This is a genomic window from Tateyamaria armeniaca (genome assembly GCF_045797845.1).
Taxonomy (GTDB): Bacteria; Pseudomonadota; Alphaproteobacteria; order Rhodobacterales; family Rhodobacteraceae; genus Tateyamaria; species Tateyamaria armeniaca.
Map to the genome: position 1 here is coordinate 1337434 of NZ_JBHDIY010000002.1, position 25773 is coordinate 1363206.

The following is a 25773-nucleotide window of genomic DNA, read 5'->3' on the forward strand; positions in this document are numbered from 1 at the left end:
TCGTTGTGCGGACGTTACCCGGTCCGCCCTTCGAACATTTTCACGCTGATCCCTTCGGCTTCGAGCGTCCGGCGGACAGAGGCTGCGATTTCCACCGCTTCTGGTGTGTCGCCATGGCAGCAGATGCTGTCGATGGGCGTGTCGATCCGAGTGCCGTCTTCGGTGATGATGGCCTGCGCTTTCACCATTTCGACCATTCGATTGCCTGCAAGATTGGCATCATGGATCACCGCACCCGGCTTGCGGCGGTCCACGAGAGTTGCATCGGCGTTATAGGCGCGGTCGGCAAATATTTCGCAGGCAAAGCGCGCGCCCAGACTGCGGGCAGCGCGTTCCTGAGCGGTGGCGGCCAGCACCATGATGATGGCGTCCGGATGGGCGGACAGCGCAGCCTCATAGCACCCGCGCGCCATTTCTTCGTTTTCTGACGTCATGTTTCCCAACGCCCCGTGCAGCTTGATATGGCGCACCTCTGCCCCCAACGCACGGGCCATGCCAAGGCTTGCACCCACCTGACAGCGGATCGAATTCTGAAGCGATTTCAGCGGTATATCGATGCGGCGACGGCCAAAGCCCTGAATGTCGGCAAAGCCGGGATGCGCCCCGATCCCAACGCCGCGTTCCAGCGCGATGCCCATCGTTTCCGCCATCACATCCGGATCACCTGCGTGTGCGCCGCAGGCAATGTTGGCAGAGGTTACTGTGTGCAACAGGGCTGCATCATCCCCCATGGTCCACGGGCCAAAGCTTTCGCCCATATCCGCGTTCAGATCGACTTGCATGTCACAACTCTCCTTCGTCCAGGGGGATTCCATGGCCGACACCATGCCACCAACCAGTTGATAACTCAGCAGGTTCTGCATCATGGCCGGATCACGCACCAGTGGTGTCACCGTGTTCGGCAGCTTGCCCAGTTCCGCAGTGGCGCGGGCCTGAATGGCCGCCCCTTCGTCGCGAGTCACAAAAGCAAAGCGCACGCCCGCCCCCGCTGGCGCTTGCGCTACACGCGGCAGATCGCAGGGCAAAACCGTACCGATGCGGGGGTATCCCCCGGTGGTCTGGCATTCGGCCATCAGCACAAATGGTGTTCCATCTCCGGTGATCTGTATGTCGCCGGGAACAATGACTTCGCTTACGACGCTCAGCGCTTTCGGGTTGGAAAATCCATCGCCGTCACTGTCCATCCGCACGCCTTGGCGGTTGGCACGCGGGTCGCGCCGAAACTCAGTGGCTTCAAAGCGGTCGCGGATATCGGGATCGAAATCCTCGGTCTGCATGCTTGGCACCACCCGCACGGTGCCGCCGTTCAGCCGCGCCTCGGGGGTGAGGGTCATGCCGGTTTCCCTGCCCTTGTCGGGACCGACCGGTAGTACATCACCCTTGCCGACCAATGTGCCCAATCCGCAGGACAGATGCGTGGCGCGAGATCCCAATACCGTGTCGGTGGCGAAACCACCGCCCACATGCAGATAGCCGTAAGTGCCCGACCGCGTCGGCCCAATGGTCAGTCGTGCGCCCTCGGGCACAACATGGCTGGCATTCCAGACCAGCGCGCGGCCATCGACCTGTGCGGTCATCACGGCCCCGGTCAACGCGATGCGCACGTCCTCGGTTGCCTCAAATGTGCCACCCGTCCCGACCATCTCAAGGACGCCAAGTTCCGGGTCTTGGCGCAAAAGGGCTGCACCCTCGTGGACCGCTGTTACATCCGCGGCCCCGCCGCGTGTCAGGCCTTTCGCCAGAAATCCCGGACGCCCAAGGTCTTGCAGCGCCATGGCCGGCCCGGCCTGATGCACGACCAGCCCTCTCATTCCAGTACCTCGCGCAGCGCGCCACCGGCACCGTCGGCATTGTGCACTTCGATACGGGCCAGCTCTTGCTCGGTGACGGCGGTGAACTGCACCTCGTCTCCGGGGGACAGGGGAAAGGGTGTATCGCTGCGGGGGCGGAAACAGGCAAACGCGGACTGCCCCACGTGGCGCCATCCGGTCGGTGTGTCCTTTGTAAACAGGCAAATCTGGCGGACGGCGGCGACCAAGGCACCTGCAGGGATGTTCGGGGACAGACCGACCTGCCTTGGGATATTCCATGCCTCGCCCAGAGTGCCGAGATAGGGCTGGCCCGGCGCAAACCCCAAGGTCAGAACGCGCAGTCGGGTGGAGGTCAAATCCGCCTCAGCCTGCGCGACGCTCAGGCCTGCCGCCTCTGCCGCCTCTGCGAGTTGCGGTGCGCGGTCGCCGCCAAAGACGGCCGGGATGGTCCAAAGGGTTCGGCCTGCAGGCAACTCGGCTGTCGTCCAGTCGTGCGCGGCCAACACGCCATCCAACTTGTCCTTGAGTCCATCAAAGCCGTACTCTGCAAGGTCCACGCGGAAAAAGGCGGACACCAATGTACTGCTGCTTTCGCTGACTTCCGGCCAATTCTGCGCATCAACGGCGCTGCGAAAGGCGATGGCGGCGCGGTTTGCCTCGTCCGAGGCTGTGTCGCCAAATGTGACAAGCAAGCCATTCAGACCAACGGATCGGATTGTCGGTATGAACGGTTCGTTTTGCATGGGCGCGACCCTAACGTGTCTGCATCTGTGCGCAATTGCTAAAGCGGGTCGCGCAGCCACCCATCTTCGAAGGCCAGTTGGGACACGCCCGCCAGCCGTTGCACACGTTCCAGTTCAGCCTCCAGGGCACGCTGCCGCCCCTTGCCCCAGCGCACCTTGCGTTCGGGCCACAGGGCACGCACCCGCAAGGTATCCTCGGCCCGGAACGCCTTCATATCAATGCGCCCGACAACCTTGTCGCCTTCCAGCAGAGGAAAGACATAGTAGCCGTATTTGCGCCTTGGCTCAGGCACGAAAATCTCGATCCGATAGGCAAATCCAAACAAACGCTCGGCCCGCTTGCGATCGCGCAAGGCCGGATCAAACGGGCTGAGAACCCGCAGGCGCGGCGTCGGATCAATGGTTTGTGTCGGGCAATTGGGCAGGTCCGGCCAGGCATAGGCGGGGCGTTCCGTTCCGTCCACACAGGTGACGCACACCTGAATGATCCGGCCTTCTGCAAGCGCACGCGAGCACCAGCCCTTGGCTTCGGCTGGGGTTATATGTGCCCAGAAGGCCGCCAACTCTCCGTGTGTGGCAAAGCCCAGACGGTTCAACGCCTCGCGACAGCACCAGTCTATCGTCTCTTCCTCGTCCGGTGCATTTCCAGCCGCGGTCTGGTCGATGACGCGTTCTGTCAGGTCATAGTATTTTTGAAACCCTTGCCGCTTGACCACACTCAAAGCGCCGGACCGCCACAGGTATTCGAGGGCCGTCTTGGACGGATGCCAGTCCCACCACCCACCTGACCCGCGCTTTTCACCCTCACCCACGTCGCCGGAACAGACTGGCCCACGTTCGCGGATCATGTCGAGCACGGTTTGAAACTGTGCCTCAAAGCCATCCCGCCGCCAGTTCTTCCACCGGCTGCGCAGCAGATCGGCGTCGCGCTGACGGCGCATGTGCCAATAGGGGTAAAAGGCAATCGGCACGATTGCGGCGTCATGGGTCCAGTGTTCAAAGAGCGCCCGGTCGCGTTCGTACAAAAGTTTGAGCGATTTCGGGCGATATCGCGGCCTGCGCGCAAACAGGATCAGATCGTGGGCGCGCGCCACAGTGTTGATGCTGTCAAGCTGCACAAAGCCCAGGCGCTCTATGAGGTGCAACAGATCGTGACCGCGCCCTGCACCTTGCGGTGTTTCCGACAAGGCGTGACGATCAAGGAAAACGCGCCGTGCCGCGTCATTCGTCAGGGTGAAATGGGTCAAGGCCGCCGTTGGCGACGCAATGTGTCGCCATAGGAAATCTTGGGTGAAAGGGTGATATGTTGCGGTTCTGTCGACCCGCCCAGACGTTCCAGAATGATGTTGGCCGCCGCACGCCCGATGTCGAGACGACAGGCATCCATCGTGGCAAGGCGGCGCGGCAAACCGTCCAGCAATTCAACGCCATTGAAACCCGCCAGACCAATCTGCCCCGGTATATCCACGCCTTGTTCGAACAGGTACAGAAGGCCACCAGCCCCGATCATGTCATTGGAGTAATACAGAAAATCGAGGTCTGGATTGGCATCCAGCATCGCTTTCGTCATCTCGCGCCCCTTGGCAAGGGCAGACCCACCAGAATAGAAATCGCGCGCCTCGATCTCGATGCCTGCCTTGGCCAGAACTTCGGTCAGACCTTCAAAGCGTTTGCGCGCCCTGTGATCGCGGGGCATGGACGTACCCATGAATCCGATCCGGCTATACCCTTGTTTCAGGATGGCGCGGGCCATCTGCTGACCCGCCGCGCGGTGGGAAATGCCGACCATGTTGTCGACTGGATTGCCATCGGTATCCATGATCTCGACGACCGGAATGGCTGCATTTTTCAGCATGGCCCGCGTTGCATCGGAATGCTCAAGCCCTGCGATAATCACGCCAGAAGGACGCCATGAAAGAATTTCGTAAAGAACGCGTTCTTCCTTGTCCCGCATGTAATCGGTGACGCCGAAAACCGGTTGCAAAGGGGTGTCTTCGAGCACTTGGTTGATGCCGGTCAGAACCTCGGGAAAGACCATGTTTCCGAGGGATGGGATGATCACGGCGACCAGATTGACCTGTTGCGAGGCAAGCGATCCGGCGATTTGGTTTGGCACATATCCCAGCGTTTTGGCCGCCTCCAGAACCTTGGCACGGGTGGCCTCGCTGACATCGCCCCGGTTGCGGAGAACCCGGCTGACAGTCATTTCGGAGACGCCTGATGCAGCAGAAACATCGCGCAGGGTCAGCGGGCGTGGGGCGCGATCAGTCAACGTCAATCCTTCGAATTAGCTGCGCTTCGAGTTATCGCCAAATGCCGAAGGAATTCAAGAGTCTCTGCACGCTTGTCCTGCCTGCTGCAGGTGACAAGGCGTCTGGGACGCAGTAATGGAAGGAACGCACGGCCCCGTGGCTCAACTGGATAGAGCAGCCCCCTCCTAAGGGGCAGGTTGCAGGTTCGAATCCTGCCGGGGTCGCCAGCGTGTTTGATTTTCCCCGTGATTTCTGCGCGGGCCAATGGCCAAAATCTCTTCGCGTCTTATCCATCACGACCACTAAATGAAACTCAGCCCAACCACGTACGATAGTCGCTGACCAAAAGATGAACTGGATCAACGTCTTCGTCCACATTCGCAAAACGGCCAATCGGTTCGCGAAAGATGTTGTCGGTTTCATCGTCGTTCACCGTTGAAACCTCCCCGATCAGAACGTCTCCGCCTTCGCCCCAGAAGGCGTGCCAGTCACCTGGCATCAACGTCACGCTTTCTCCGGGCGCGAGTTGCAGTTTCTCTCCGGGGGCAAAGTCGCGTTGGATGCCATCGCAAAAGACGGTGCCGCCCTGATCTTCGGCGAATTGGCCTTGTGCATCAGAACCAAACAACTCGATCACTAGAGTTGCGCCGCCGCGGTTGATGATATCTTCGGCCTTCAGGACATGCGTGTGCATCGGGCTAAGCTGATCCTGCTTGGAAATCAGCAGCTTTTCGGCATAGCACATCCCTCCTCCGCGCTGCAGATCGGCCAGTCGACCATTGCGCAAGGTGAACAGAAACAGCCCCATCGTGTCGAATTTACCAACGCCGTAATCGGTGATGTCCCAACCGCATCGGGCTTCAATCACGTTACGCGCGATGTCCTTGCGCGCCTTGAATTCGTCCGGGCTCCAATAGGCAAAGGGGGGCATGACGAACCCGAACGTACGCATGAAATCGTCGGATTCAGCGATGATGTCGTTGATGCGGGAGCGTTTCATTGGGTCAATCTCCGTAGTTAACGGTGCGTTGTTGGGCTCACGACATCCGAAGACAAGTGGAGACAGATCGCAATGGGCAAACTGCCGCTTGAGAGTGATTTTGGTCGGATGCGTTCTGGATCAGATGCCGAAATGCGGTTCGTCAGATCCGAGTGGCCGTTACATCAGGTGTAACCGAGATAAGCGCGTAACACGGCTCAAAACCCCAATTGCCGCCCTTGTTGGTTACAAAAACAACTATTACCGATGGCTGCAACGCAACGCCGGTGCCCTTTTGATGTCTTCATCCCAGATCAAGCTCTACAGCTATTGGCGCTCCACCACGTCCTACCGCGTGCGTGCCGCGCTGAACCTTAAGGGTGTAGGGTACGAAACAGTGCCCGTTGATCTATTGGCAGGTGATCAGCGCAGCGATGACTACGCCGCACTCAACCCCGGCAAAGGTGTTCCGACGCTGGTTTTGGCCGACGGTACCGTGCTCACGCAATCGCTGGCGATCCTTGACTACATTGAAGAAACCTGGCCGACCCCGCCTTTGCTGCCGGCGGACAAGCGGTTGCGCGCGCGGGTTCTGGCGGCAGCACACACGATGGCGGTGGATGTGCATCCGGTGAACAATCTGCGAGTGGTCACACATCTGCGCGATGCCTACGGAGTCGATACGGACGGTGCGATGGCGTGGATGCGGCACTGGATGGATCAGGGATTTGCTGCCTTTGAAACCCTTGTTGACGACACGACCGAATTTGCCTTTGGCGACACGCCGGACCTTGCCGATCTGTGCCTTGTGGCCCAAGCCTATAACGCGCGGCGCTGGGGCGTAGATCTGACCCCCTATCCCAACGTTGCGCGGATCGAAGCTGCGTGCCTTGCCGTTCCGGAAATTGCCGCCGCACATCCAGACCAACAACCCGACGCCCAGTAAGGAAACGATTACCATGGCCAAAGCCTTTGCCTCTCAGGGCGACTTGACTGAAAAAACGATCACCTTTGACGAGATTGGTGAGGGTCTGTGGGCCTTTACCGCCGAGGGTGATCCGAATTCCGGCGTCATCATTGGCGATGACAGCGTGATGATCGTCGAGGCGCAGGCGACCCCCCGCCTGGCCGCCAAGGTCATCGAAAAGGTACGTGAGGTGACGGATAAGCCGATCAGCCACGTGGTGTTGACCCATTATCATGCCGTGCGCGTGCTGGGGGCGTCTGCCTACGGCGCCGATCAGATCATCATGTCCGACACCGCCCGCGCCATGGTCGCCGAACGCGGGCAAGAAGACTGGGACAGCGAATTCCAACGCTTCCCCCGTCTGTTCGAAGGCCACGAGAGCATTCCCGGCCTCACATGGCCAACCACGACCTTTTCCCGAGGGATGACCGTCTACCTGGGCAACCGTCGCGTTGACATCAAACATGTGGGCCGCGCGCATACTGCGGGTGACGCAGTGATCCATGTGCCGGATCAGAATGTGATGTTCACCGGCGACATCGTCGAATACCACTCGGCCTGCTATTGCGGCGACGGACACTTTGCCGATTGGGGCACAACGCTCGACGCGATCAAGGCTCATGACGTTGATGCCATCGCCCCGGGGCGTGGGGATGCGCTGATGGGCAAGGATATGGTGAACAAAGCCATCGAAAGCACCCGCGACTTTGTTCAAAGCACCTACCGTCCCGCCGCCCGTGTGGCTGCGCGCAACGGAACACTGAAAGAGGCATGGGATGCGGTGCGGGCCGAATGCGATCCCAAGTTCCACGACTACGCCATCTATGAACATTGCCTGCCGTTTAACGTGGCCCGCGCCTATGACGAGGCGCGGGGCATCGCGCATCCACGCATCTGGACCGACAAGCGGGACATCGAGATGTGGGAACAGCTTCAGGGGTAAACAGATGGTCGATGTCCGCTACGATCTGGCGTTCAAGCTTTACCCATACGCACCCGTGCCGGCGCAATCACAGCCCACACAGCGCCATCCGGTTGTGATCGTCGGTGGCGGTCCCATCGGCATGGCAACCGCGCTTGATCTGGGGCGCAAGGGCACGCCTGTGCTTGTGCTAGACGATCACGAGGGGGTCGGGCAAGGCAGTCGCGCGATCTGTTTTGCCAAGCGCACGCTTGAGATCGCCGACCGTCTGGGTCCAGGTCAACGGATGCGAGAAAAGGGTGTCGTGTGGAACGTCGGCAAGGTGTTTCACGGCCCTGACAAGGTGTTTGAATTCAATCTGCAACCCGAAGACGGCCACAAGAACCCGGCCTTCATCAATCTGCAGCAACCCTATTTCGAAAAGTTTCTGGTGGATGAAATCCGCAGCGCGCAAGACGGCGGCGCACCCATCGAAATCCGCGGACGCAATGCGCTGACGGGCATGACTGTTCAGGATGATCACGTTGTGCTGGACATCGACACACCGGACGGCCCCTATCAGATCGAAGCAGACTGGCTGATTGCCTGCGATGGCGCTCGCTCGCCCATCCGCGACATGATGGGCCTCAGCTTTGATGGCCGTGTGTTCGAGGACAATTTCCTGATCGCCGACGTCAAGATGACAGCCGATTTCCCGACGGAACGCTGGTTCTGGTTCGAACCGCCGTTCAAGAACTCCGGCCAATCTGCGCTGCTGCACAAACAGCCTGATGACATCTGGCGCATCGACTTCCAACTGGGCTGGGACATTGACCGCAAGCTGGAACTAGACCCCGACCGCGTGCGCGCCCGCGTCGATGCAATGCTGGGCGAGGGGGCGGAATACGAGCTGGAATGGACCTCGATCTACACCTTCCAGTGCCGCCGGATGGAGTCCTTCCGCCATGGGCGCGTCCTGTTTGCAGGGGACAGCGCGCATCAGGTATCGCCCTTTGGTGCGCGGGGTGCCAATTCCGGAATACAGGACGCCGAGAACCTTGCGTGGAAACTGGACCTTGTCGTGCGCGGTCTTGCACCCGATGCGCTGCTCGACACCTATTCGACGGAACGCTCTTTTGCAGCGGACGAGAATATTCTCAACTCAACCCGCGCAACAGATTTCCTGACACCGAAAAGTGAGATCAGCAAAACCTTTCGCAACGCCGTGCTTGAACTGGCCGCGGATCATGCTTTTGCCCGACCACTGGTCAACTCAGGGCGTCTGTCGGTGCCATGTGTGTATGACGGCCATCTGCTCAACGGCCCGGACGTACTGGACGGCCCTGCACGCACTCGCGTCGGGGCACCTTGTGTAGACGCAGAGCTGGCCGACGGATTCCTGCTGGACCGGTTGAAGGGGTCATTTGCCATCCTTGCGATATGCACCGATCCCCCGGACATCGACAGCCTTGACGGCGTTCCGGTGCACCACGTGACGCTGAGCGCTGCGGATGACCCCAAGGGGATGGTGCGGGACCGCTATCTTGGCAGTGCCACGCAGGCGGTGTATCTGCTGCGCCCCGATCAACACGTGGTCGCGCGCTGGCCGTCTGCCACGGTTGAAGATATTCAAAGCGCACTGCGCATCGCACTTGGTAAGGAGGTGCGCTGATGGCGCTAAATCTTGAGCCCAACATCGCTGACCCGGATGGATTTTACGACGAGTTGCTGGGCGTCCATGACGGATTGTCCAAAGCAGACAGCGATGCACTGAACGCGCGTCTGATCCTGGTCCTCGCCAATCATATCGGAGATCGGGACGTGCTGCGCGCTGCCCTTGCGGCGGCCAAACGGGCTTAGGATGTTTCCGTGCAGTGACGGCGAAAGGCGCGTTTCAGCATGTCGAGTTCGGCGCGCAACAATTCGACCTCGGCGCGCAGATCATCGCCCAAAACCTCGCCCGCGATCAAAGTGAACTGACCTAGCGTTTCGTCGTTCAGTGCATCCGAGATCACAAAGACCTGCACGCCCTCGGAAATGGCGGACATCGGAATCGGCACCTCAAGCAGCCATTCGCCCGCGGTGCCGGTTTCGGTCAGGTCGATTTCAGGCACGGTCACGTCCAGATGGGTCACCCGGATTTGCGGAACGCCGCTGCCGGTCTGTTTGATCACCCCTTCCCAGATGCCTTGCCGCATTTTGGTGGGCGTCAGTACCAGAGTGCTCATCGCGCTTCCTCTCTCACAATGCGGCGCGCGGGCGGCGCGAGAACGTCAGATCGCGCAGTGTGATCTGGTTCATTTCCGGCCCTTCAAAGATCAGATCGATCCACGCTTTTTCGATCCGCTTTTCGTTCAGTTTGGAATAGGCGAGGTCGAATTCGACGGTCACATCCTGCTCATTCAGCGGCAATTCACGCACGATCTGTTCGGTGTTGGGCCCGTGCCGGATGTTGAGTCGCCCGAAGATTTCCAAGGGGTTTTCCATTTCGACGATGGTGTTCATGCCCAAAAGATGTGTTTTGCGCAGCCCCTGCACCGCGTCGGGGGGCAGGTCGATTACCAGCGAAAGAAAGGAACCATCAAACTTGAAAACATCCATGCGCAGACCGTAGGGGGCAATGTCACGCTCGCGCTGGTTGCGGATCTGGCGCAGGGTCAATTCGCTCAGGGCGCAGTCGTGAAAAACGGTCACTTCGCTGCCGAACATGGATTTCGTTTGCACGGATGACGCGCCCGCTTCGGGCAAAGACCCGCGCCACAACTCCGGACGCCACGCCCAGTCCGCGTTGTGCGGGCGGGCAAAGTTCGTCGACCCGATGGCAGGCAATGCCAGCCGTTCGTCGCCCACATGGATCAGACCGTCAAGGTGGCTGCGCAACAGACGCGCGGAACTGCGCAGGGCACGCAATTCGCCAAGGTCGGTTTCCTTTGCAGTGCGCGCCGCCCGCGCCCAACGACGCATTGCACGCCTATGCGCAAGTCTTTCGATATACCTGATCGTTTTACCTGCCATTTGCCCTGCGCCGTCTCTGGCTGCCCCTGCATGTGGGCTTTCTTATCTATGCCAAAGGTTTCTTTGAAATAAACCGGGCAAATGTCAGTTCTGAGCCGGTTTTGCCGGTGTCGTTGCAGAATTGTCCTGAGCGCTGGCGGCCAGCGCGGCCGTTTGCGCCCGGGTGCGGCGCATGGTTTGGGTCAGCAATTCTGGCGCGCGTTCGCCCAGTTCCGCGCTTTCGGCGGCCTCGTAAACGGCCAGGCCGACAACCTGATTGCCCACCTGACCGATCGCGCGCCAGAACACGTCACGCATTTCGGCGCTGGGGGTGTGCCCCTGACCTGCAACAGAGTCAGCGTGCCGGACTGGCGGCGGGTCAGGACGGTTTCGGTTTCTGGGCCTGCCAGTGACGCGCCACTGCTCTGTGCGACAGTCGCGGCGGTGATCAGGGCAAGGGGCGCGCCGAATGTCGCGGTACCGCCAAGCGTGTCGCAGCGTGCCATCAACGCAAAACTTGTGCGCAAGCTGCGTTTGTCGACGCAATACCCGAAAGGGGGCACCAGCGTGACGGCCCCACGCGCCAGCTTGGCAAAGGGCAACCCGCTGCCCTGTCCGCTGCCGCCCGTACCGGCCAACTCGTCACAACTGGCAAGGGCCAAGCACATGGCCCCTGCCGCGAGCGCCTTAGAGATCCATGTAATCATGGCGTTCGGCCTTGGCACCGGGATGAGTCACCGCCCCAAGATAGGTTGAGCCGACAAGCTGGGCGTATTTCCACAACGCGCCAGCACCATAAAGCGTCTCACGCGGTCCGGACCATGCGGCCTTGCGCGTCGCAAGCTCCTCGTCCGAAAGGGCGACATTGATTGACCCTTCGATAGCGTTGATGGTGATCACGTCGCCGTCCTTGAGCAGCGCAATCGGCCCGCCATGCGCCGCCTCGGGGCCGACGTGACCGACGCAGAATCCGCGTGTCGCGCCAGAGAAACGGCCATCGGTGATCAGCGCGACTTTCTTGCCCATGCCCTGACCGGACAGGGCGGCAGTGGTCGCCAGCATCTCGCGCATGCCGGGGCCGCCTGCGGGGCCTTCGTTGCGGATGACAAAGACATCGCCTTCGGAGTAGGTGCGGTTCTGCACCGCTTCAAACGCGTCCTGTTCACATTCAAAGATCAGCGCAGGGCCGGTGAAAATCTGGTGCTGAGGTTCGATCCCCGCCACCTTCACGATAGCCCCTTCAGGAGCCACATTGCCCTTGAGGCCGACGACGCCGCCAGTCTTGGTAATGGGCGTTTCGACGGGGTAGATGACCTTGCCGTCCGCCTCCAGCGTGTTCTTGTCCAGTTCTTCGCCGATGGAATAGCCGGTGGCGGTCATGCAATCCTCGTGCAGCAGACCGGCCTTGCGCAGCTCCTTCATGACCACAGGTACGCCGCCGACTTCGTAGAGGTCCTTGGCGACGTACTGGCCGCCCGGTTTCAGGTCGACGAAATAGGGGGTGTCGCGGAAGATTTCGCATACGTCCTCAAGGAAAAAGTCGATACCGGCTTCATGCGCCATGGCGGGCAGGTGAAGGCCCGCGTTGGTGGAGCCTCCGGTACAAGCAACGATGCGCGCGGCGTTCTCGAACGCTTCGCGGGTGCAGATATCGCGGGCACGGATGTTCTTTTCGATCAGATTCATCACCGCAGCACCCGACGCCTTGGCGTATTCGTCGCGGCTCTCGTAAGGCGCGGGCGCGCCGGAGGAGTTGGGCAGCGCAAGGCCGATAGCCTCGGACACGCAGGCCATTGTGTTCGCGGTGAATTGCCCACCACAGGCCCCGGCAGAGGGGCAGGCAACCCGTTCCAGGATTTCCAGCTCGGCTTCGGTCATGGTGCCGTTTTGCTGATGCCCCACGGCCTCGAACATGTCCTGCACGGTCAGGTCGCGGTCGAGATACTCGGCGGGTACGGCGGCGTTCTTGGCCACGCGGCCCGGCAAGATCGACCCGCCATAAAGAAACACGGACGGCACGTTCAGACGGATCATCGCCATCATCATCCCCGGCAGGGATTTGTCGCAACCGGCAAGGCCGACAATGGCGTCATAGCAGTGGCCGCGCATGGTCAACTCGACCGTGTCGGCAATCGCTTCGCGGCTGGCAAGGGACGAACGCATGCCCTCATGACCCATCGCGATGCCATCGGTGACGGTGATCGTAGTGAATTCGCGCGGCGAGCCATGGGCCGCCTTGACCCCGACCTTGACGGACTGTGCCTGACGGTTGAGGGCGATGTTGCAGGGGGCGGCCTCGTTCCAGCAGGTGGCGACTCCGACCAGAGGCTGGTGAATCTCCTCTTCGGTCATGCCCATGGCGTAGTAATAGGACCGGTGTGGCGCGCGTGCGGGGCCTTCGGTCACATGACGGCTGGGCAGTTTGGATTTGTCGAATTTGCCGTTTGGCATCGGGCCTCTCCCTCAAGACATTTGCACCGGAATAGCCATTGGTCCGCATCCCTGCAAGCGTCAGACGCGGTTGCATTGCACTGTGGGTGCCACTAGGTAAACCGAACGGTTCAGGCGGGGGCGCGGTATGTGCTAGACCACCGGGCACAGCCGATCAGGACAGACCAATGGATTCCAGCCTTTTCGCTTTCATCTGGAAGCATTCCAAAAGAGACCAACTGCTGTTGCTGGCGCTGACCGTTGTGACGTTCCCGTTTCTTTATGCGACGCTGGAATTGCCCAAGCGGATCATCAACGACGCCATCGGGGCGTCGAGCAATGTCATCGATCTTTGGGGCATTGAGCTGACCCAGATTCAGTTCCTTCTGGCCTTGTGTTTTGGATATCTCGGGGCGGTCGTGGCGCACGGGCTGCTGAAAATGCGCCTGAACACGATGAAGGGGGTGACGGCGGAACGTCTGCTGCGCCGGTTTCGTTATTCGCTGATCGCACGCATGCTGCGCTTTCCGCGCAGCTATTTCCGTTCCACCTCTCAGGGCGAACTGGTCAGCATGGTCACCTCAGAGGCCGAGCCGATGGGCGGGCTGATGGGCGATATGGTGGCCCAGCCTGTTTTCCAGGCCGGTCAGATGCTGATCATTCTGGTGTTCCTTTTCATTCAGTCTTTCTGGTTCGGGCTGGCGGGCATCGCACTGATCCCGTTGCAGGCTTGGCTGATCCCGATGCTGCAACGCCGGATCAACCTGCTGAACAAGGAACGGATCAAGGAAATGCGCGCCTTTTCGTCCGAGATCGGCGAAAGCGCGGCAGGGATTTCAGATCTGCGGACCAATGGCGGCCTGCGCTACCGTCTGGCGCAGTTCACCGACCGTCTGGGTCGCTTGTTTGGTATCCGCTTCCAGATCTACCAGAAGAAATTCTTCATGAAGTTCCTCAACAACTTCATCACGCAGCTGACCCCGTTCTTTTTCTATGCCGTTGGCGGCTATCTGGCCATTCAGGGCGAAATCACGGTCGGCGCGCTTGTCGCGGCTTTGGCGGCCTACAAGGACCTGTCGAGCCCGTGGAAAGAGCTGTTGATGTATTACAACCAGACACAGGACATGGCTGTGCGCTGGGAGGTCGTGACTGAACGGTTCGGCCCAAATGGCATGATCGACGAAGAGCTGTTTGACGGCGAACCCGAAGAGATCCCTCACCTGCAAGGCGATATCGTTGTTAAGGACGTCACCGTGCGCGCCGCTGACAACAACCCGATCCTTGAAAACATCGATCTGACGATCCCGAAGGGCGCGCGTGTGGCCATTCAGGCGCGCAATCAGACTGAACGCACAGCGCTGGCCGAATTGCTGACGCGTGAAGTGTTGCCGACGCGTGGCAAAATCGAGATGGCCGGATATGATCTGTCCAAGATGCATCAGGCGGTGATCGCGGCGCGGATCGGGTATGCCCACTCGCGCCCCTATTTGTTTGACGGCACGCTGGGGTCCAACCTGCTGATGCCGCTCATGACCAGCCCGCGAACGGTGGACTGGGTGCGCGACAAAAAGGATCGCGACCAGAACGAAGCGATCCGTTCCGGCAACAGTGGCGACAAGGTTGATGCGGATTGGGTTGATCCGTCTCTTGCCGGGCTGAACAACGCGGATGACATCCGCCAGTGGTGGTTCGAACTGGTGCAGGCGATGGGCATTGATGATTTCATGTTCCGTCGCATGCTGACCAGCCGGATTGACCCGGACATGCACCCGGAGCTTGCCAAGGCCATCGTGGCCATGCGCCCCGCGGTCGAAGAGTGCCTGCGTGAAAAGGAGCTGATCGACGAAGTCTACCGTTTTGATCCGGAGGCGTTTAACCCCGCCGTGCCTCTGGGAGGCAACCTGCTGTTTGCCTCGCCCAAGCGCGAAATCAGTCAGGAAGGGCTTGCCGCCAATACGGTGTTCATGAACCTGATCTTTGAACATGGGCTTGCGGAACAGGGCATCGCGATCTCTCAGACACTGATCGAAACGCTGCACCAGACATTTGGCCGGGACGGGACCAGTCACCCGCTGTTCACCGCTTTGAACATTGATGATGCTTTGTATGAACGGCTGGTTGATATTTCGCAGCGCCGCCGTGAGCGCGGTGATATTGCGCTGACCGATGATGAATTCGCGCTGCTGCTGACTGTGCCTTTTGCCTTTACCGCAGAACAGATCGGACCCGCCTTTCCCGAAAGTTTCAAGAAAGAGATCGTGGAAATCCGCAAGGCCAGCGGTGTCGCGTTGCGCACGCAGACCGAAGACTTCTTTGTTCCCATTGATCCGGAAAACTACCTGCCCCGCCTGACGTTGCTGGAAAACGCGCTTTATGGGCGGATATCCATGGTTGCAGGCCTCAAAGGTGAATTGATCGAAGACCTCGTGGCCGACCTGATCAAGGACGAAGGGTTACGCCGTTTGGTGGCTGAGACCGCCTTTGACATTCCAACCGGCCTTGGCGGGACAAACCTGCCGGCAGTGTTCCACGAACGCGCTGCGTTTTCGCGTGCCGGGATCAAGCGGCCTGATGTTTTGGTTCTTGACCGTGCCCTTGCGTCCCACAGCGCCGAGGAACGTCGCAAGACACGCAATGCCCTGCGCGGCCTGCTGCCCGATGCGACCCTGATCTTTCTCGAAGAGAAATTTGAAAACCCCGACGCTTACGATCTGTTTGTCGAAATCAAGGATGGCCGCATCGATGGTGTCCAGAAAAATGATGAAGAAGAAGGTGACGACCTAAGCCGGAAACTGCGGGTGATCGCCCGGACCGAGCTTTTTGCCGGGTTGAGCAACAGGAACCAGCGCCTGCTTGCCTTTGCTGCGAACTGGTACGAAGCCAAGAAAGATCAACGCATCTTTTCGATGAACGAAAAACCTGATGCGGCCTACCTGTGCATATCCGGCTCTGCCGTCATGACCTACAACACGGATGAAGGCGAAAGGCCTGTGACCACTGTGGAGCCGGGACGACTGATCGGTGATCTCGCGATCATTTCCAACGAACCGCGCCAGTTGAACCTGACGGCGACAACCAAGTCGACGTTTCTGCGGATTGGTGCGACCGAATTCCGCGCCGTCGTGGAAAACGACTCCACCGTTTTGCTCAGCCTGTTGCAAACCGTTGCAGGGCACCTGACGGGGGCAGCCGAGCTGTTGCGTCAGGCCAATATCGCCATTCCCCAGGACGAGGGGCCGCCTCCGCCGCCACTGGATGAATGAGCGTCTGGTCCTTTGACTATCACCCACACGACCGGTTTGTTGCGCCCGCCAAGGGCACGGCGCAGGTCTGGCGGCTGTGTTTTGGCATCGTTCTGGCAGCGGGACTGTTCCTTGTTCTGAGCCAGATGCTATTCGGCACGCTGTTTCAGGTGATGCCTCCGCACATAGTGAATGCGATCATCGCAGATGCGCAGTCAGGCCAGACAGTGGCGGGTATGCTGATCCTGCTATCCCAACTGGGTTTTCTGGCGGTGTCTGCCGCACTTGTGGTGATCATGGTGCACAAGCGCCGCCCGGTGACGTTGCTTGGTGAACCCGGTCTGGCGGGGCGACAGTTTATCGTCGTCTTCGTCGCCATGATGATCCTGACCGCAGTGATCTGGATATTGCCGCCCTACGGGATGGGCGAGCCGTTGCAGCGCAATATGGAATTGGGGCGCTGGCTGCTCTTGCTGCCTGTCGCCCTTATTGCGGTGTTGATCCAGTCGGGCGCCGAAGAAGTCTTCTTTCGCGGTTACATCCAGCAGCAACTGGCGGCCCGTTTCAGATCGCCCCTGATCTGGATGATTGCACCTGCCGCCCTGTTCGGGATCGCCCACTATCTGCCCGACAGCGCGGGCAGCAATGCGTGGACGATTGTCGCCTGGGCCACGATGTTCGGCGTTTTGATGGCGGACCTAACGGCCCGGTCGGGCACGCTTGGCCCTGCCATCGCCGTGCACTTTGCCAATAACCTGTCAGCCATGGTGCTGACCAGTGTGCCGGACGAGATGTCGGGCCTTGCGCTTTATGTCCTGCCCTTTGGTCTGTCGGATGAGGCGCAAATGGCGGCGTGGCTGCCTGTCGACTTTGGCTTTATGCTGGTCAGCTGGCTTGTGGCGCGTCTTGCGATCAGGGCTTGATTGCATTTGCGCCTTGGCCGGATTATCTGACAGTCAACGTCGCAGCAGGAAGACCTCATGAACTGGATCAGCAACTACGTCCGGCCCCGGATCAACTCGATCTTTTCGCGCCGCGAAACGCCGGACAATCTGTGGACCAAGTGTGACGAATGCGGCACGATGCTGTTTCACCGCGAGTTAAGCGACAACCTGAACGTCTGCACCAACTGCAATCACCACATGGCGATCACCCCACGCGACCGGTTCGGCGCGCTGTTTGACGGCGGCATCTATTCCGAAGTCGCGGTGCCTGCCCCCATCGCCGATCCGCTGCAATTCCGCGATCAAAAGAAATACCCCGACCGCATGCGCGCCGCCCAAAAGGCGACCGGAGAGACGGAGGCCATGCTGGTGGCCGCAGGCGAGATCGGGCGCACCCCCATCATCGCCGCCGCGCAGGATTTTTCCTTTATGGGCGGTTCGATGGGCATGTATGTCGGCAATGCCATTATCGCTGCTGCCCAGGAGGCCGTGAAGTTCAAGCGCCCGCTTATCCTGTTCTCTGCAGCCGGTGGCGCGCGGATGCAGGAAGGTATCCTGAGTCTGATGCAGATGCCCCGCAGCACGGTCGCCGTGCAGATGCTGAAAGAGGCGGGGCTGCCTTACATCGTCGTCCTCACGCACCCAACGACCGGGGGCGTCACGGCCAGCTATGCAATGCTGGGCGATGTGCATATCGCTGAACCCAACGCCCTGATCTGCTTTGCCGGGCCGCGCGTGATCGAACAGACCATCCGTGAAAAGTTGCCCGAAGGGTTCCAGCGCGCCGAATACCTGCTGGACCACGGCATGCTTGATCGGGTGACCAATCGCACAGAAATGCGCGCCGAACTGATCACGATAACCCGCATGTTGATGGGGCTCCCGCCTGCTGTGATGGGGGATTTGCCAGCACCGACCACGCCAGTCTCGGCGGCTGAGGCTGAAATCGACGGCGATCCTGCCAAGCCATGACGGCCCCGACATCCGACGCCATCCTTGCCCGGATGATGGCGCTGCACCCCAAGATCATTGACCTGACCCTGGATCGTGTCTGGCGCTTGCTGGAAGCATTGGGCAATCCCCAAAACGATCTGCCGCCCGTGATCCATATCGCAGGGACAAACGGCAAAGGCTCGACGCAGGCGATGATCCGCGCCGGGCTTGAGGCGGCGGGGCACCGTGTGCACGCCTACACCTCGCCACATCTGGCACGCTTTCACGAACGTATCCGCCTCGCGGGCACCCTGATCACCGAGGAGGCATTGACCGCGCTGCTGGATGAATGCTACGCCGCCAACGGTGGCGCCGACATCACCTATTTCGAGATCACGACCTGTGCCGCCCTCCTCGCCTTTGCCCGCACACCTGCGGATTACACGCTGCTCGAGGTGGGCCTTGGTGGGCGACTGGATGCGACCAATGTGATCGATGCACCCGCCCTGACAATCATTACGCCCGTGTCCATGGACCACGAGGCGTTCCTTGGCGATACGATCGAGGCGATTGCAGGCGAAAAGGCCGGGATCATCAAGCGGCGCGTGCCGGTCATTATCGGTCAGCAGGACGAAGCTGGACTTGAGGTGATCGAGGCACGTGCCAACAAGCTCGGCGCTCCAATCCTCGCCTATGGGCAGCATTGGCATGCCAGTCCCGAACGGGACGGGATGATTTTTCAGGATGAGACAGGCCTGTTGGATCTGCCGCGCCCGGTTTTGCCCGGCGACCACCAGATCCAGAATGCAGGGATGGCGCTGGCAGCGCTGCGCCATCTGGGCTGTGACGACGCGGCCTGCCACGCCGCCGTCACCGAGGTGACATGGCCCGCCCGCATGCAACGGTTGCGCAGCGGACCGCTGGCGGAACAGGCGGCGACGTCCGGCGCGGAGTTGTGGCTGGACGGGGGGCACAACCCGGCTGCGGGCAACGCGCTTGCATCAGTGATCCGCAGCCTGCCCAAACGGTCGACGCACATAATCTGCGGCATGCTCAACACCAAGGACGTGCGCGGATACCTTGCCCCATTGGCGGATGTTGCCGACAGCCTCACCGCCCTGTCGATTCCGGGCGAAGTGGCGACTCTGCCCGCTGTCGAGACCGCTCGGGCGGCGCGGGATGTCGGGCTGAAAGCATCCGACGCGCCCGATCTTTGCGCAGCGCTCACCGCGATCCTCAATCACAGCCCCCAAGCGCGCGTTCTGATCTGCGGCTCACTTTACCTGGCCGGAGCCGTGCTGCGCGAAAACGGTTAGGTCGCCCAACCGTCGCTTTGCATTTCGCGCAGGCGCGAGGCAGTGCGTTCGAATTCGAAGGTGCCTTCGCCTTCGAGGTAGAGCATTTCGGGGCTTGCCGCAGCCGAGCAGATCAGCCGCACGTGGGCCTCGTAAAGCGCATCGACCAGAGTAACAAAGCGCTTGGCCTCATTGAAGTTGCTGCGCGACAGGCACGGGATATCGTCGATCATCAGCACTTTGCAGGCCTCTGCGATGGCCAGAAAATCACCTGGGCCCAGTGGTTTGGCACACAGATCGAAAAAGCTGGCGCGCCCGACAGCATTTCGAAAGTGCGGGATTGTGACCGTGCGCCCCGTTACGGTGATGTCGAGCGCTTGCGCCTCCCCGCCGGACAGGTCGGACCAGATGTCATCCATCTGACGCCGCGCTTCTCCGCCCAGAGGTGTGAAGTAGGTCGGGCTTCCGGTCAGCCGGTCCTGCCGGTAGTCGGTGGGCGAGGCCAGTTCCCAGACCACCATCTTTTCTTTCAGCAACTCGATGAACGGCACGAACAACTGCCGGTTCAACCCGTCCTTGTAAAGCTCGTCTGGAACGCGGTTCGACGTGGTCACCACCACAACCCCTGCGGCAAACAGCGCCTCGAACAGACGGCCGACGATCATTGCGTCTGTGATGTCGCTGATCTGCATTTCGTCAAATGCGAGCAACCGGACCGAGTCGGCGACATCTGCAGCGACCGGCGCAATCGCATCGTCGACTCCAGTCTTGCGGGCTTCGTGCATTGCGGCGTGGACTTCCTGCATGAAGGCGTGGAAATGGACGCGCCTGGCCGGGGCCTCGACATGCGAGACAAAGAAGTCCATGAGCATGGATTTCCCGCGCCCGACGCCGCCCCATAAATAGAGGCCCTTGGGCGGTTCCGGGGCCTTGCGGAACAGCCCGCGTTTGACAGGTTCGGCAAGTGCAGCGCGGATACGTTCAAATTCCGGCAGGACCGCTTCCTGCGCGTCATCGCGTTTCAAATCACCTGCGGCCACAAGGGCCTGATATTCTGTCATCAAATCGGTCATACCATCCCGTGGTAACGCGCCACTGCCCGCCTGAAAAGCCAGCACAGTTCAGAGATTGTGATGCGACGGCAAAATATCCTGATTTGACGCGCCCGATTGGCGCGGTCACTCTGACCGGACGTTCCGGAGACATCTATGCAAACCCGTACACCCCTGTTCACCCCCGTCCTGATCGTCGGCTGCGTCATCATCATCGTCAGCTTTGCGGTGCGTGCGTCTTTCGGCGTGTTCCAGATCCCGATTGCGGATCAGTTCAGTTGGGCGCGGGCCGAATTTTCGATGGCGATTGCGATCCAGAACTTGGCGTGGGGCGTGGGACAGCCGATTTTTGGCGCGCTTGCCGAGAAAATCGGGGACCGCAAGGCGATTGTCCTTGGCGCACTGGTCTATGCTTTGGGGCTGGTGTTGTCAGCCTGGTCGGTGACGCCGCTTGAACACCAGCTTTACGCCTGGCTTGTGGGCTTCGGGATCGCAGGAACAGGGTTTGGCGTGATCCTGGCCGTTGTGGGCCGCGCCTCAAGCGAAGAAAACCGCTCGATGAGCCTTGCTATCGCCGCCGCTGCAGGGTCGGGCGGACAGATCTTTGGACCCCCCGTTGCGGAATGGCTGCTTGGCATCACCACCTGGCCCAGTGTCTTCATGATCTTTGCCGCGGCCATTCTGGCGACTTTGCTGACCCTGCCGATGATGCGCGTGCCGACCCCCGCGACCAAAGCGGAATTGGAAGAAAGCATGGGTGAAATCCTGTTGAGGGCGTTCCGCGATCCATCTTATTTCCTGATTTTCATAGGCTTTTTCTCGTGCGGCTATCAGATCGCCTTCATCACCGCGCACTTCCCGGCCTTTGTCACCGAACTGTGCGGCCCGATCCTGCCGGGCGGCACGCTCGACAGCATGGGCATATCGACAACATCTGCGCTAGGCGCTGTGGCGATTTCGCTGATCGGTCTCGCCAACATCGCCGGAACCCTACTGGCCGGGTGGGCAGGCAAGCGGTATTCAAAGAAGTATCTGCTGGCGGGCATCTACGCCGGGCGCACAGTTGTGGCGTCCCTGTTCATCCTGTTCCCGATCACGCCGACCTCTGTGATCATCTTTTCAGTGGCCATGGGCACCTTGTGGCTGGCCACGATCCCACTGACCAGCGGCCTTGTCGCGCATATCTACGGCGTGCGCTATATGGGGACGCTCTATGGCATCGTGTTCTTTTCCCACCAGTTGGGGTCGTTCCTGGGTGTGTGGCTGGGCGGTCGGCTTTACGACCTTTACGGAACCTATACGCAGGTCTGGTGGATCGGCGTCGCCATCGGAGCGTTCAGCGCCATCGTGCACCTGCCAATCCGTGAAAAACCCATGGGTCGGGCGGTTCCGGCCTAAGAGCCCCAAGCCCGGATAGCCTCAAGAACCTCATCGGTGTGCGTGTAGGTCACCCCGTGGCCTGCACCCGCAATGACAGACTGGCGCGCCTGCGGGTTCCATTCGGCCAGCTTGTCCTTGGCGGACAGCGGGATCAGCGCATCCGCTTCGGCCCAGATACTCAGAACCGGTATTCCTGCTGCGGCAATGGCGCGGTGCTGTTCCTGGGTCGTGTGGCGCAGCACACCGCGAAAGCTAGACAGGACGGCCGGAAAGTACCCACGCCGGTCCGTTTCAGCCCGCTGCATGGCGTTGATGTTCTCGGCGCTGCCGGGCAGGCCCGCCTCTGCCTCAAGCCCTTTGCGCAGGGTGAAGGGATAGAGCAGCAAAAACAGCCAATCCCCGATCACGGGCCAGTCGCGCAGAACCCTGACACGCGGGCCCGAGATGTCCTGCATGCCCGCAGAGGCCAGCAGGATCAGTCGCTTGATCCTGTCCGGTTGAGAGGCTGCAAAATGTGTCGCAACCGCCCCGCCCATGGAATATCCCAGCACGCTCACCGGTTCGTCGATGCGTTCATGGTCCAGCAGGTCCGTCAGTTGGCGCAGGAAAAACGCAGCATCCTGTTTGCCGCGCACCGTGTCTGACAATCCGCGACCGTAATGATCATAGATCAGCACCCGGAACCCCATCAGCGCCAGACCCTTGGCCATGCCCCGCCAGACATAGGACGATGTGGTCAGGCCGTGGATGCACACCGCTACGGGTCCACGTTCCGGCCCCAGCCACGCATAGTGGGTCGTGCCTTGGGACAGCAGGGCAAACTTGCCCGGTGCCTCGCGGCGCTGTTTGTCCGAGATGGGATTGCGCATCCATTCGATGGTCAGCGGTATCGCGAGAACCCCGAGCAGGATGATCACGGCCCACATCACCGGGCGCGCCACCGATCAAGGATGTAGCGGCTGGTCATCAGGTCCAGATGCGCGCCACCCCGTTCTTGAACAGTGTGATGTCATCGGGGTCGCGACGAAATGCGGCAAGGTCATAGTAGTCGGCCTGCAGGTGATCCCGGGCTATCGTTCCGGCCTCAAGCGGTATCTTGATCTCTCCGATATGGCCCACGGTCGTGTCGAAACTGTCCACGAAAACGCGGGATTTGAGCAGGGCTGCGTCGTCCACTTCGCGCATGTCGGGGCGGTACGCGCCGATCAGGTCGACGTGTTGGCCGGGGCGCAACCATGCGCCCTTGATCAGCGGGTCAGTGGACATGGTGGCGGATGTGATGATGTCGGCACTCTGCACTGCGTCTTCGAGACTGTTGGCGACAGCAAGGCCGGGGCGCTCGGCGGCCATCGCCTCGGCACTGGACCGCGTGCGGTTCCAGACGGTGAAATGCGCTCCGGGAAAGGCGGCGGAATAGGCATCGTGCAGCGCGCGGCCCACCGTGCCTGCCCCCACGATCAAGATGCTGCGGGTGCCGGGATGCGCAAGGCGACGTGCGGCCAGCAGGCTGTCCCCCGCAGTCTTCCACTTGGTCACAAGGTGAAAGTCGATGATGGCCTCAAGCGTGCCATCCGTGTCAGAGTAGAGGTTCACACCGCCATTGATCATCGGCGCGCCCTTGCCCGGATTGCCCGGAAAGACAGTCGCCGTTTTGACCGCCATACCCATGCCGTCGATCCATGCGGCCCGCGACAGCAATGTGTCCGGGTCACGGTAAAGGAACGTATCCCCGATCTCTGCCTTCGGCAGGTCATGCCCGGCGGCCAGCGCGTCCGTAAGGCCGATCCAGTCCAGCAGCGCCTCGCCTTCGTCAAAGCGAATGAACGGGATGCTCATGCCGCTTCATCCGCGCTCAGCAGCCCTTCGGCAACCAGACGATCTGCCCAGCCTTGCGGACCTTCAAACAGATGTGTGCGCCAACCGCGCGAGGCGGCCATGGCGATATTGTCGATACGGTCATCGGTAAAGATCAGGTCAGCCCCGCTGTGCCCGCTTTCCTCTTCGAGCATCTGGTAAATCCTGGTCGCGGGTTTGATCACCTGCATGTGGCCAGAGATGAAGTCACGGTCAAAGCTGCGCAAAAATGGATAGTGCGTGGCGGCGTAATCATAGCTCTGGATGCCGAAATTCGTGAGGGAGAACACAGGCACCCCCTTGGCCTGCAAGGCCCCCATCAGGCGCACCGAATGGTCGATCACGGGTGCTGCCATCTCGATCCAGCGATCGTGCCACATGCGGATTTCGGCGCGCCAGTCGGGGTATTCCTCGGCTGCGGCATAGATCGTTTCGGTAAAGTGGTGGCCCATATCGACCTTGTCGTTCATCGCATGCAAATCGACTGCGGCGAACATCTCGCGGCGGCGCTCCTCACCGATGACGGAGTCATAGAACCGCTCGGGTTGCCATTCGATCAGCACGTTGCCGATGTCGAAAACCACTGCCTTGATGCTCATCGTTTTGCCGCCCTCAGTTCCCGTTCCAATGCGTCCAGAAAACGCGATCTGTCTGCTTTGGTAAACCCTTTGCCCCCGCCCTGCCGGAACGGGTCGGCCGCGCGCAGATCAGCCATCAGGTCGCGCGTCGCCAATACGTTGCCGATATTGGCTGCTGTCAGCGCCGCGCCATTGTGTTTCAGCACGCGCGCGCCTGCCTCAACACATTTGGCGGCCAGTGGGATGTCGCCGGTGATCACGACATCACCCGGACCAGCCCGATCCGCGATCCACATATCAGCCACGTCGGGGCCATCGGGCACGATCACATGTTCGACCAGCGGGTTTTGCGAGGGGCGCAGGCCGCCGTTGGAAACAACTTTCATCGCGATCTTGTGCCGTGTGGCAACCCGCTCGGCCTCCGCCTTGACCGGACAGGCGTCGGCATCGATGTAGAGCGTGGTCACGCCCACGCCACTTTCCTGTGCGGGCTCATGCCCACAACGCCTCGGCATGGAACGCCACGTGGTCCTCCATGAAGGTCGAGATGAAGAAATAGGAGTGGTCGTAACCGGGCTGCATCCGGAAAGTCATTTGCTGGCGGCGCGCGGCGGCGGCCTCGGCCAGCGCTTCGGGTTTCAGCAGGTCGAGGAACTGATCGGACGTGCCCGTGTCGATCAGAACAGGGCCATCAAACCCATTGGCGCGCATCAACATGGTGGCGTCATGGGGTGACCAAGCCTCTTCATCACTGCCAAGGTAGGCGGTCAGCTGCTTGCGTCCCCAGTCGCTGGCGCATGGATCTCGCAATGGGCGCAAAGGCCGACACGGACTTGAATCGCCCCGGCGCGGACATCGCCATCGTCAGCGCGCCGTGCCCACCCATCGAGTGCCCGGTGATGGCCTGCCGCTCGATATCCAGATCAAAGTTGCGTTCAAGCAGTGTGGGCAACTCGTCCATCACATAGTCCCACATGCGATAGTGCTTGGCCCAAGGCTCTTCGGTTGCATTGACGTAGAAACCGGCCCCCTTGCCCAGATCATAGCCGTCATCGTCCGCCACGTCCTCGCCGCGCGGCGAGGTGTCGGGAAAGACCAGCGCGATTCCATGTTCAGCGGCCCAGGCCTGCGCACCCGCTTTGGTCATCGCGTTTTCGTGGGTGCAGGTCAGCCCGGACAAGTACCACAGCAGGGGCACCGGGCCCTCCTTGGCTTCGGCGGGCATGAACAGGCCAAAGGTCATGTCGCACGCGCAGGATGTCGAACTGTGGGAATAGACCCCTTGCGTGCCACCAAAACAGGCGTTCTCGGATTCGGTTTTCATGCGCGTGTTCCTTTCGTTTGTTCATCGCTAGCGGGCGCAGGCGCGTGCGGCAAGATTGAGGGGCCTCCGGCGGTAGTATTTCTGGTCAGAAGAA

At 60.6% G+C, this 25773-nt stretch carries 22 protein-coding genes, 1 tRNA gene and 3 pseudogenes; 10 read left to right on the plus strand and 16 right to left on the minus strand.

The window, feature by feature from the left end; translation table 11 throughout:
- Positions 1-14 precede the first annotated feature (14 nt).
- From ACERZ8_RS06630 to ACERZ8_RS06650, 5 genes and pseudogenes are all read right to left on the minus strand, one after another.
- The gene (locus ACERZ8_RS06630; protein ID WP_407594186.1) at positions 15-782 is read right to left on the minus strand and encodes a LamB/YcsF family protein; all 768 of its coding nucleotides are present in this window, start codon (positions 780-782) and stop codon (positions 15-17) included.
- A 195-nt stretch (positions 783-977) separates the two neighbouring features.
- Positions 978-1811: pseudogene (locus tag ACERZ8_RS06635) on the minus strand (5-oxoprolinase subunit C family protein); the annotation flags it as partial.
- On the minus strand, positions 1808-2554 hold the full coding sequence (locus ACERZ8_RS06640; RefSeq protein WP_407591418.1) for a 5-oxoprolinase subunit B family protein: 747 nt from the start codon (positions 2552-2554) through the stop codon (positions 1808-1810). The pseudogene ACERZ8_RS06635 and the gene ACERZ8_RS06640, both read right to left, overlap by 4 nt.
- Before the next feature lie 38 nt (positions 2555-2592).
- The gene (locus ACERZ8_RS06645; protein WP_407591420.1) at positions 2593-3801 is read right to left on the minus strand and encodes a winged helix-turn-helix domain-containing protein; all 1209 of its coding nucleotides are present in this window, start codon (positions 3799-3801) and stop codon (positions 2593-2595) included.
- Entirely contained in the window at positions 3798-4826 is a 1029-nt protein-coding gene (locus ACERZ8_RS06650) for a LacI family DNA-binding transcriptional regulator (protein WP_407591422.1), read from the minus strand. Before ACERZ8_RS06650 ends, ACERZ8_RS06645 begins: the two co-directional genes overlap by 4 nt.
- Positions 4827-4956: 130 nt before the next feature.
- Between ACERZ8_RS06650 and ACERZ8_RS06655 the strand changes: the two genes are divergently transcribed.
- A tRNA-Arg gene (locus ACERZ8_RS06655) sits at positions 4957-5033 on the plus strand.
- Between the two features lie 86 nt (positions 5034-5119).
- Here the strand turns inward: ACERZ8_RS06655 and ACERZ8_RS06660 are convergent.
- Positions 5120-5806 (minus strand): D-lyxose/D-mannose family sugar isomerase, encoded by a 687-nt coding sequence (locus tag ACERZ8_RS06660; RefSeq protein WP_407591423.1) that lies wholly within the window; start codon positions 5804-5806, stop codon positions 5120-5122.
- 277 nt (positions 5807-6083) lie between these two features.
- On the opposite strand from ACERZ8_RS06660, the gene maiA reads away from it, so the two are divergent.
- Genes maiA through ACERZ8_RS06680 form a run of 4 tightly spaced genes read left to right on the plus strand, consistent with a single transcriptional unit; the run spans position 6084 to position 9513 of the window.
- The gene (maiA, locus tag ACERZ8_RS06665; RefSeq protein WP_407591425.1) at positions 6084-6731 is read left to right on the plus strand and encodes a maleylacetoacetate isomerase; all 648 of its coding nucleotides are present in this window, start codon (positions 6084-6086) and stop codon (positions 6729-6731) included.
- Between the two features lie 13 nt (positions 6732-6744).
- Entirely contained in the window at positions 6745-7695 is a 951-nt protein-coding gene (locus ACERZ8_RS06670) for an MBL fold metallo-hydrolase (RefSeq protein ID WP_407591427.1), read from the plus strand.
- Between the two features lie 4 nt (positions 7696-7699).
- Positions 7700-9325: an FAD-dependent oxidoreductase gene (locus tag ACERZ8_RS06675; RefSeq protein WP_407591428.1), complete on the plus strand. Its 1626-nt coding sequence runs from the start codon at positions 7700-7702 to the stop codon at positions 9323-9325.
- On the plus strand, positions 9325-9513 hold the full coding sequence (locus ACERZ8_RS06680; RefSeq protein ID WP_407591429.1) for a DUF2783 domain-containing protein: 189 nt from the start codon (positions 9325-9327) through the stop codon (positions 9511-9513). The genes ACERZ8_RS06675 and ACERZ8_RS06680 overlap by 1 nt, the downstream gene beginning before the upstream one ends.
- Here the strand turns inward: ACERZ8_RS06680 and ACERZ8_RS06685 are convergent.
- The 4 genes from ACERZ8_RS06685 to ilvD form a co-directional block, all read right to left on the minus strand.
- Positions 9510-9881: a hypothetical protein gene (locus ACERZ8_RS06685; protein ID WP_407591430.1), complete on the minus strand. Its 372-nt coding sequence runs from the start codon at positions 9879-9881 to the stop codon at positions 9510-9512. The two genes, ACERZ8_RS06680 and ACERZ8_RS06685, sit on opposite strands and share 4 nt — an antisense overlap.
- 13 nt (positions 9882-9894) lie before the next feature.
- Positions 9895-10668: a DUF6478 family protein gene (locus ACERZ8_RS06690; protein WP_407591431.1), complete on the minus strand. Its 774-nt coding sequence runs from the start codon at positions 10666-10668 to the stop codon at positions 9895-9897.
- A gap of 84 nt (positions 10669-10752) precedes the next feature.
- The gene (locus ACERZ8_RS06695) at positions 10753-10965 is read right to left on the minus strand and encodes a hypothetical protein (RefSeq protein ID WP_407591433.1); all 213 of its coding nucleotides are present in this window, start codon (positions 10963-10965) and stop codon (positions 10753-10755) included.
- Between the two features lie 369 nt (positions 10966-11334).
- Positions 11335-13098, minus strand: a complete 1764-nt coding sequence (ilvD, locus tag ACERZ8_RS06700) for a dihydroxy-acid dehydratase (protein WP_407591434.1) — start codon at positions 13096-13098, stop codon at positions 11335-11337.
- A 167-nt stretch (positions 13099-13265) separates the two neighbouring features.
- On the opposite strand from ilvD, the gene ACERZ8_RS06705 reads away from it, so the two are divergent.
- The 4 genes from ACERZ8_RS06705 to ACERZ8_RS06720 are packed head-to-tail and all read left to right on the plus strand — an operon-like array spanning position 13266 to position 19512.
- Positions 13266-16340, plus strand: a complete 3075-nt coding sequence (locus tag ACERZ8_RS06705) for an ABC transporter transmembrane domain-containing protein (protein ID WP_407591435.1) — start codon at positions 13266-13268, stop codon at positions 16338-16340.
- Positions 16337-17242, plus strand: a complete 906-nt coding sequence (locus ACERZ8_RS06710) for a CPBP family intramembrane glutamic endopeptidase (protein WP_407591436.1) — start codon at positions 16337-16339, stop codon at positions 17240-17242. The genes ACERZ8_RS06705 and ACERZ8_RS06710 overlap by 4 nt, the downstream gene beginning before the upstream one ends.
- Positions 17243-17299: 57 nt before the next feature.
- A complete protein-coding gene (accD, locus tag ACERZ8_RS06715) occupies positions 17300-18235 on the plus strand; it encodes an acetyl-CoA carboxylase, carboxyltransferase subunit beta (RefSeq protein ID WP_407591437.1) in 936 nt (311 codons plus the stop codon).
- Positions 18232-19512 (plus strand): bifunctional folylpolyglutamate synthase/dihydrofolate synthase, encoded by a 1281-nt coding sequence (locus tag ACERZ8_RS06720; protein ID WP_407591438.1) that lies wholly within the window; start codon positions 18232-18234, stop codon positions 19510-19512. Before accD ends, ACERZ8_RS06720 begins: the two co-directional genes overlap by 4 nt.
- Here ACERZ8_RS06720 and zapE read toward each other — a convergent pair.
- A complete protein-coding gene (gene zapE, locus ACERZ8_RS06725) occupies positions 19509-20564 on the minus strand; it encodes a cell division protein ZapE (protein ID WP_407591440.1) in 1056 nt (351 codons plus the stop codon). The genes ACERZ8_RS06720 and zapE overlap by 4 nt on opposite strands.
- A gap of 135 nt (positions 20565-20699) precedes the next feature.
- On the opposite strand from zapE, the gene ACERZ8_RS06730 reads away from it, so the two are divergent.
- Positions 20700-21941 carry an MFS transporter gene (locus tag ACERZ8_RS06730; protein WP_407591441.1) on the plus strand — a complete coding sequence of 414 codons (1242 nt, stop codon included), beginning with the start codon at positions 20700-20702 and terminating at the stop codon, positions 21939-21941.
- Here the strand turns inward: ACERZ8_RS06730 and ACERZ8_RS06735 are convergent.
- The 5 genes and pseudogenes from ACERZ8_RS06735 to fghA all read right to left on the minus strand — a co-directional run bounded on the left by ACERZ8_RS06735 (position 21938) and on the right by fghA (position 25679).
- On the minus strand, positions 21938-22864 hold the full coding sequence (locus ACERZ8_RS06735) for an alpha/beta fold hydrolase (RefSeq protein ID WP_407591442.1): 927 nt from the start codon (positions 22862-22864) through the stop codon (positions 21938-21940). The two genes, ACERZ8_RS06730 and ACERZ8_RS06735, sit on opposite strands and share 4 nt — an antisense overlap.
- Positions 22849-23759: pseudogene (locus ACERZ8_RS06740) on the minus strand (ornithine cyclodeaminase family protein). Before ACERZ8_RS06740 ends, ACERZ8_RS06735 begins: the two are co-directional and overlap by 16 nt.
- Positions 23756-24376, minus strand: a complete 621-nt coding sequence (locus ACERZ8_RS06745; protein ID WP_407591443.1) for an HAD-IA family hydrolase — start codon at positions 24374-24376, stop codon at positions 23756-23758. The pseudogene ACERZ8_RS06740 and the gene ACERZ8_RS06745 overlap by 4 nt, the downstream one beginning before the upstream one ends.
- Positions 24373-24822 carry a YaiI/YqxD family protein gene (locus ACERZ8_RS06750; RefSeq protein ID WP_407594188.1) on the minus strand — a complete coding sequence of 150 codons (450 nt, stop codon included), beginning with the start codon at positions 24820-24822 and terminating at the stop codon, positions 24373-24375. Before ACERZ8_RS06750 ends, ACERZ8_RS06745 begins: the two co-directional genes overlap by 4 nt.
- A 25-nt stretch (positions 24823-24847) precedes the next feature.
- Positions 24848-25679, minus strand: a pseudogene (gene fghA / locus ACERZ8_RS06755) (S-formylglutathione hydrolase).
- Between the last annotated feature and the right edge of the window lie 94 nt (positions 25680-25773).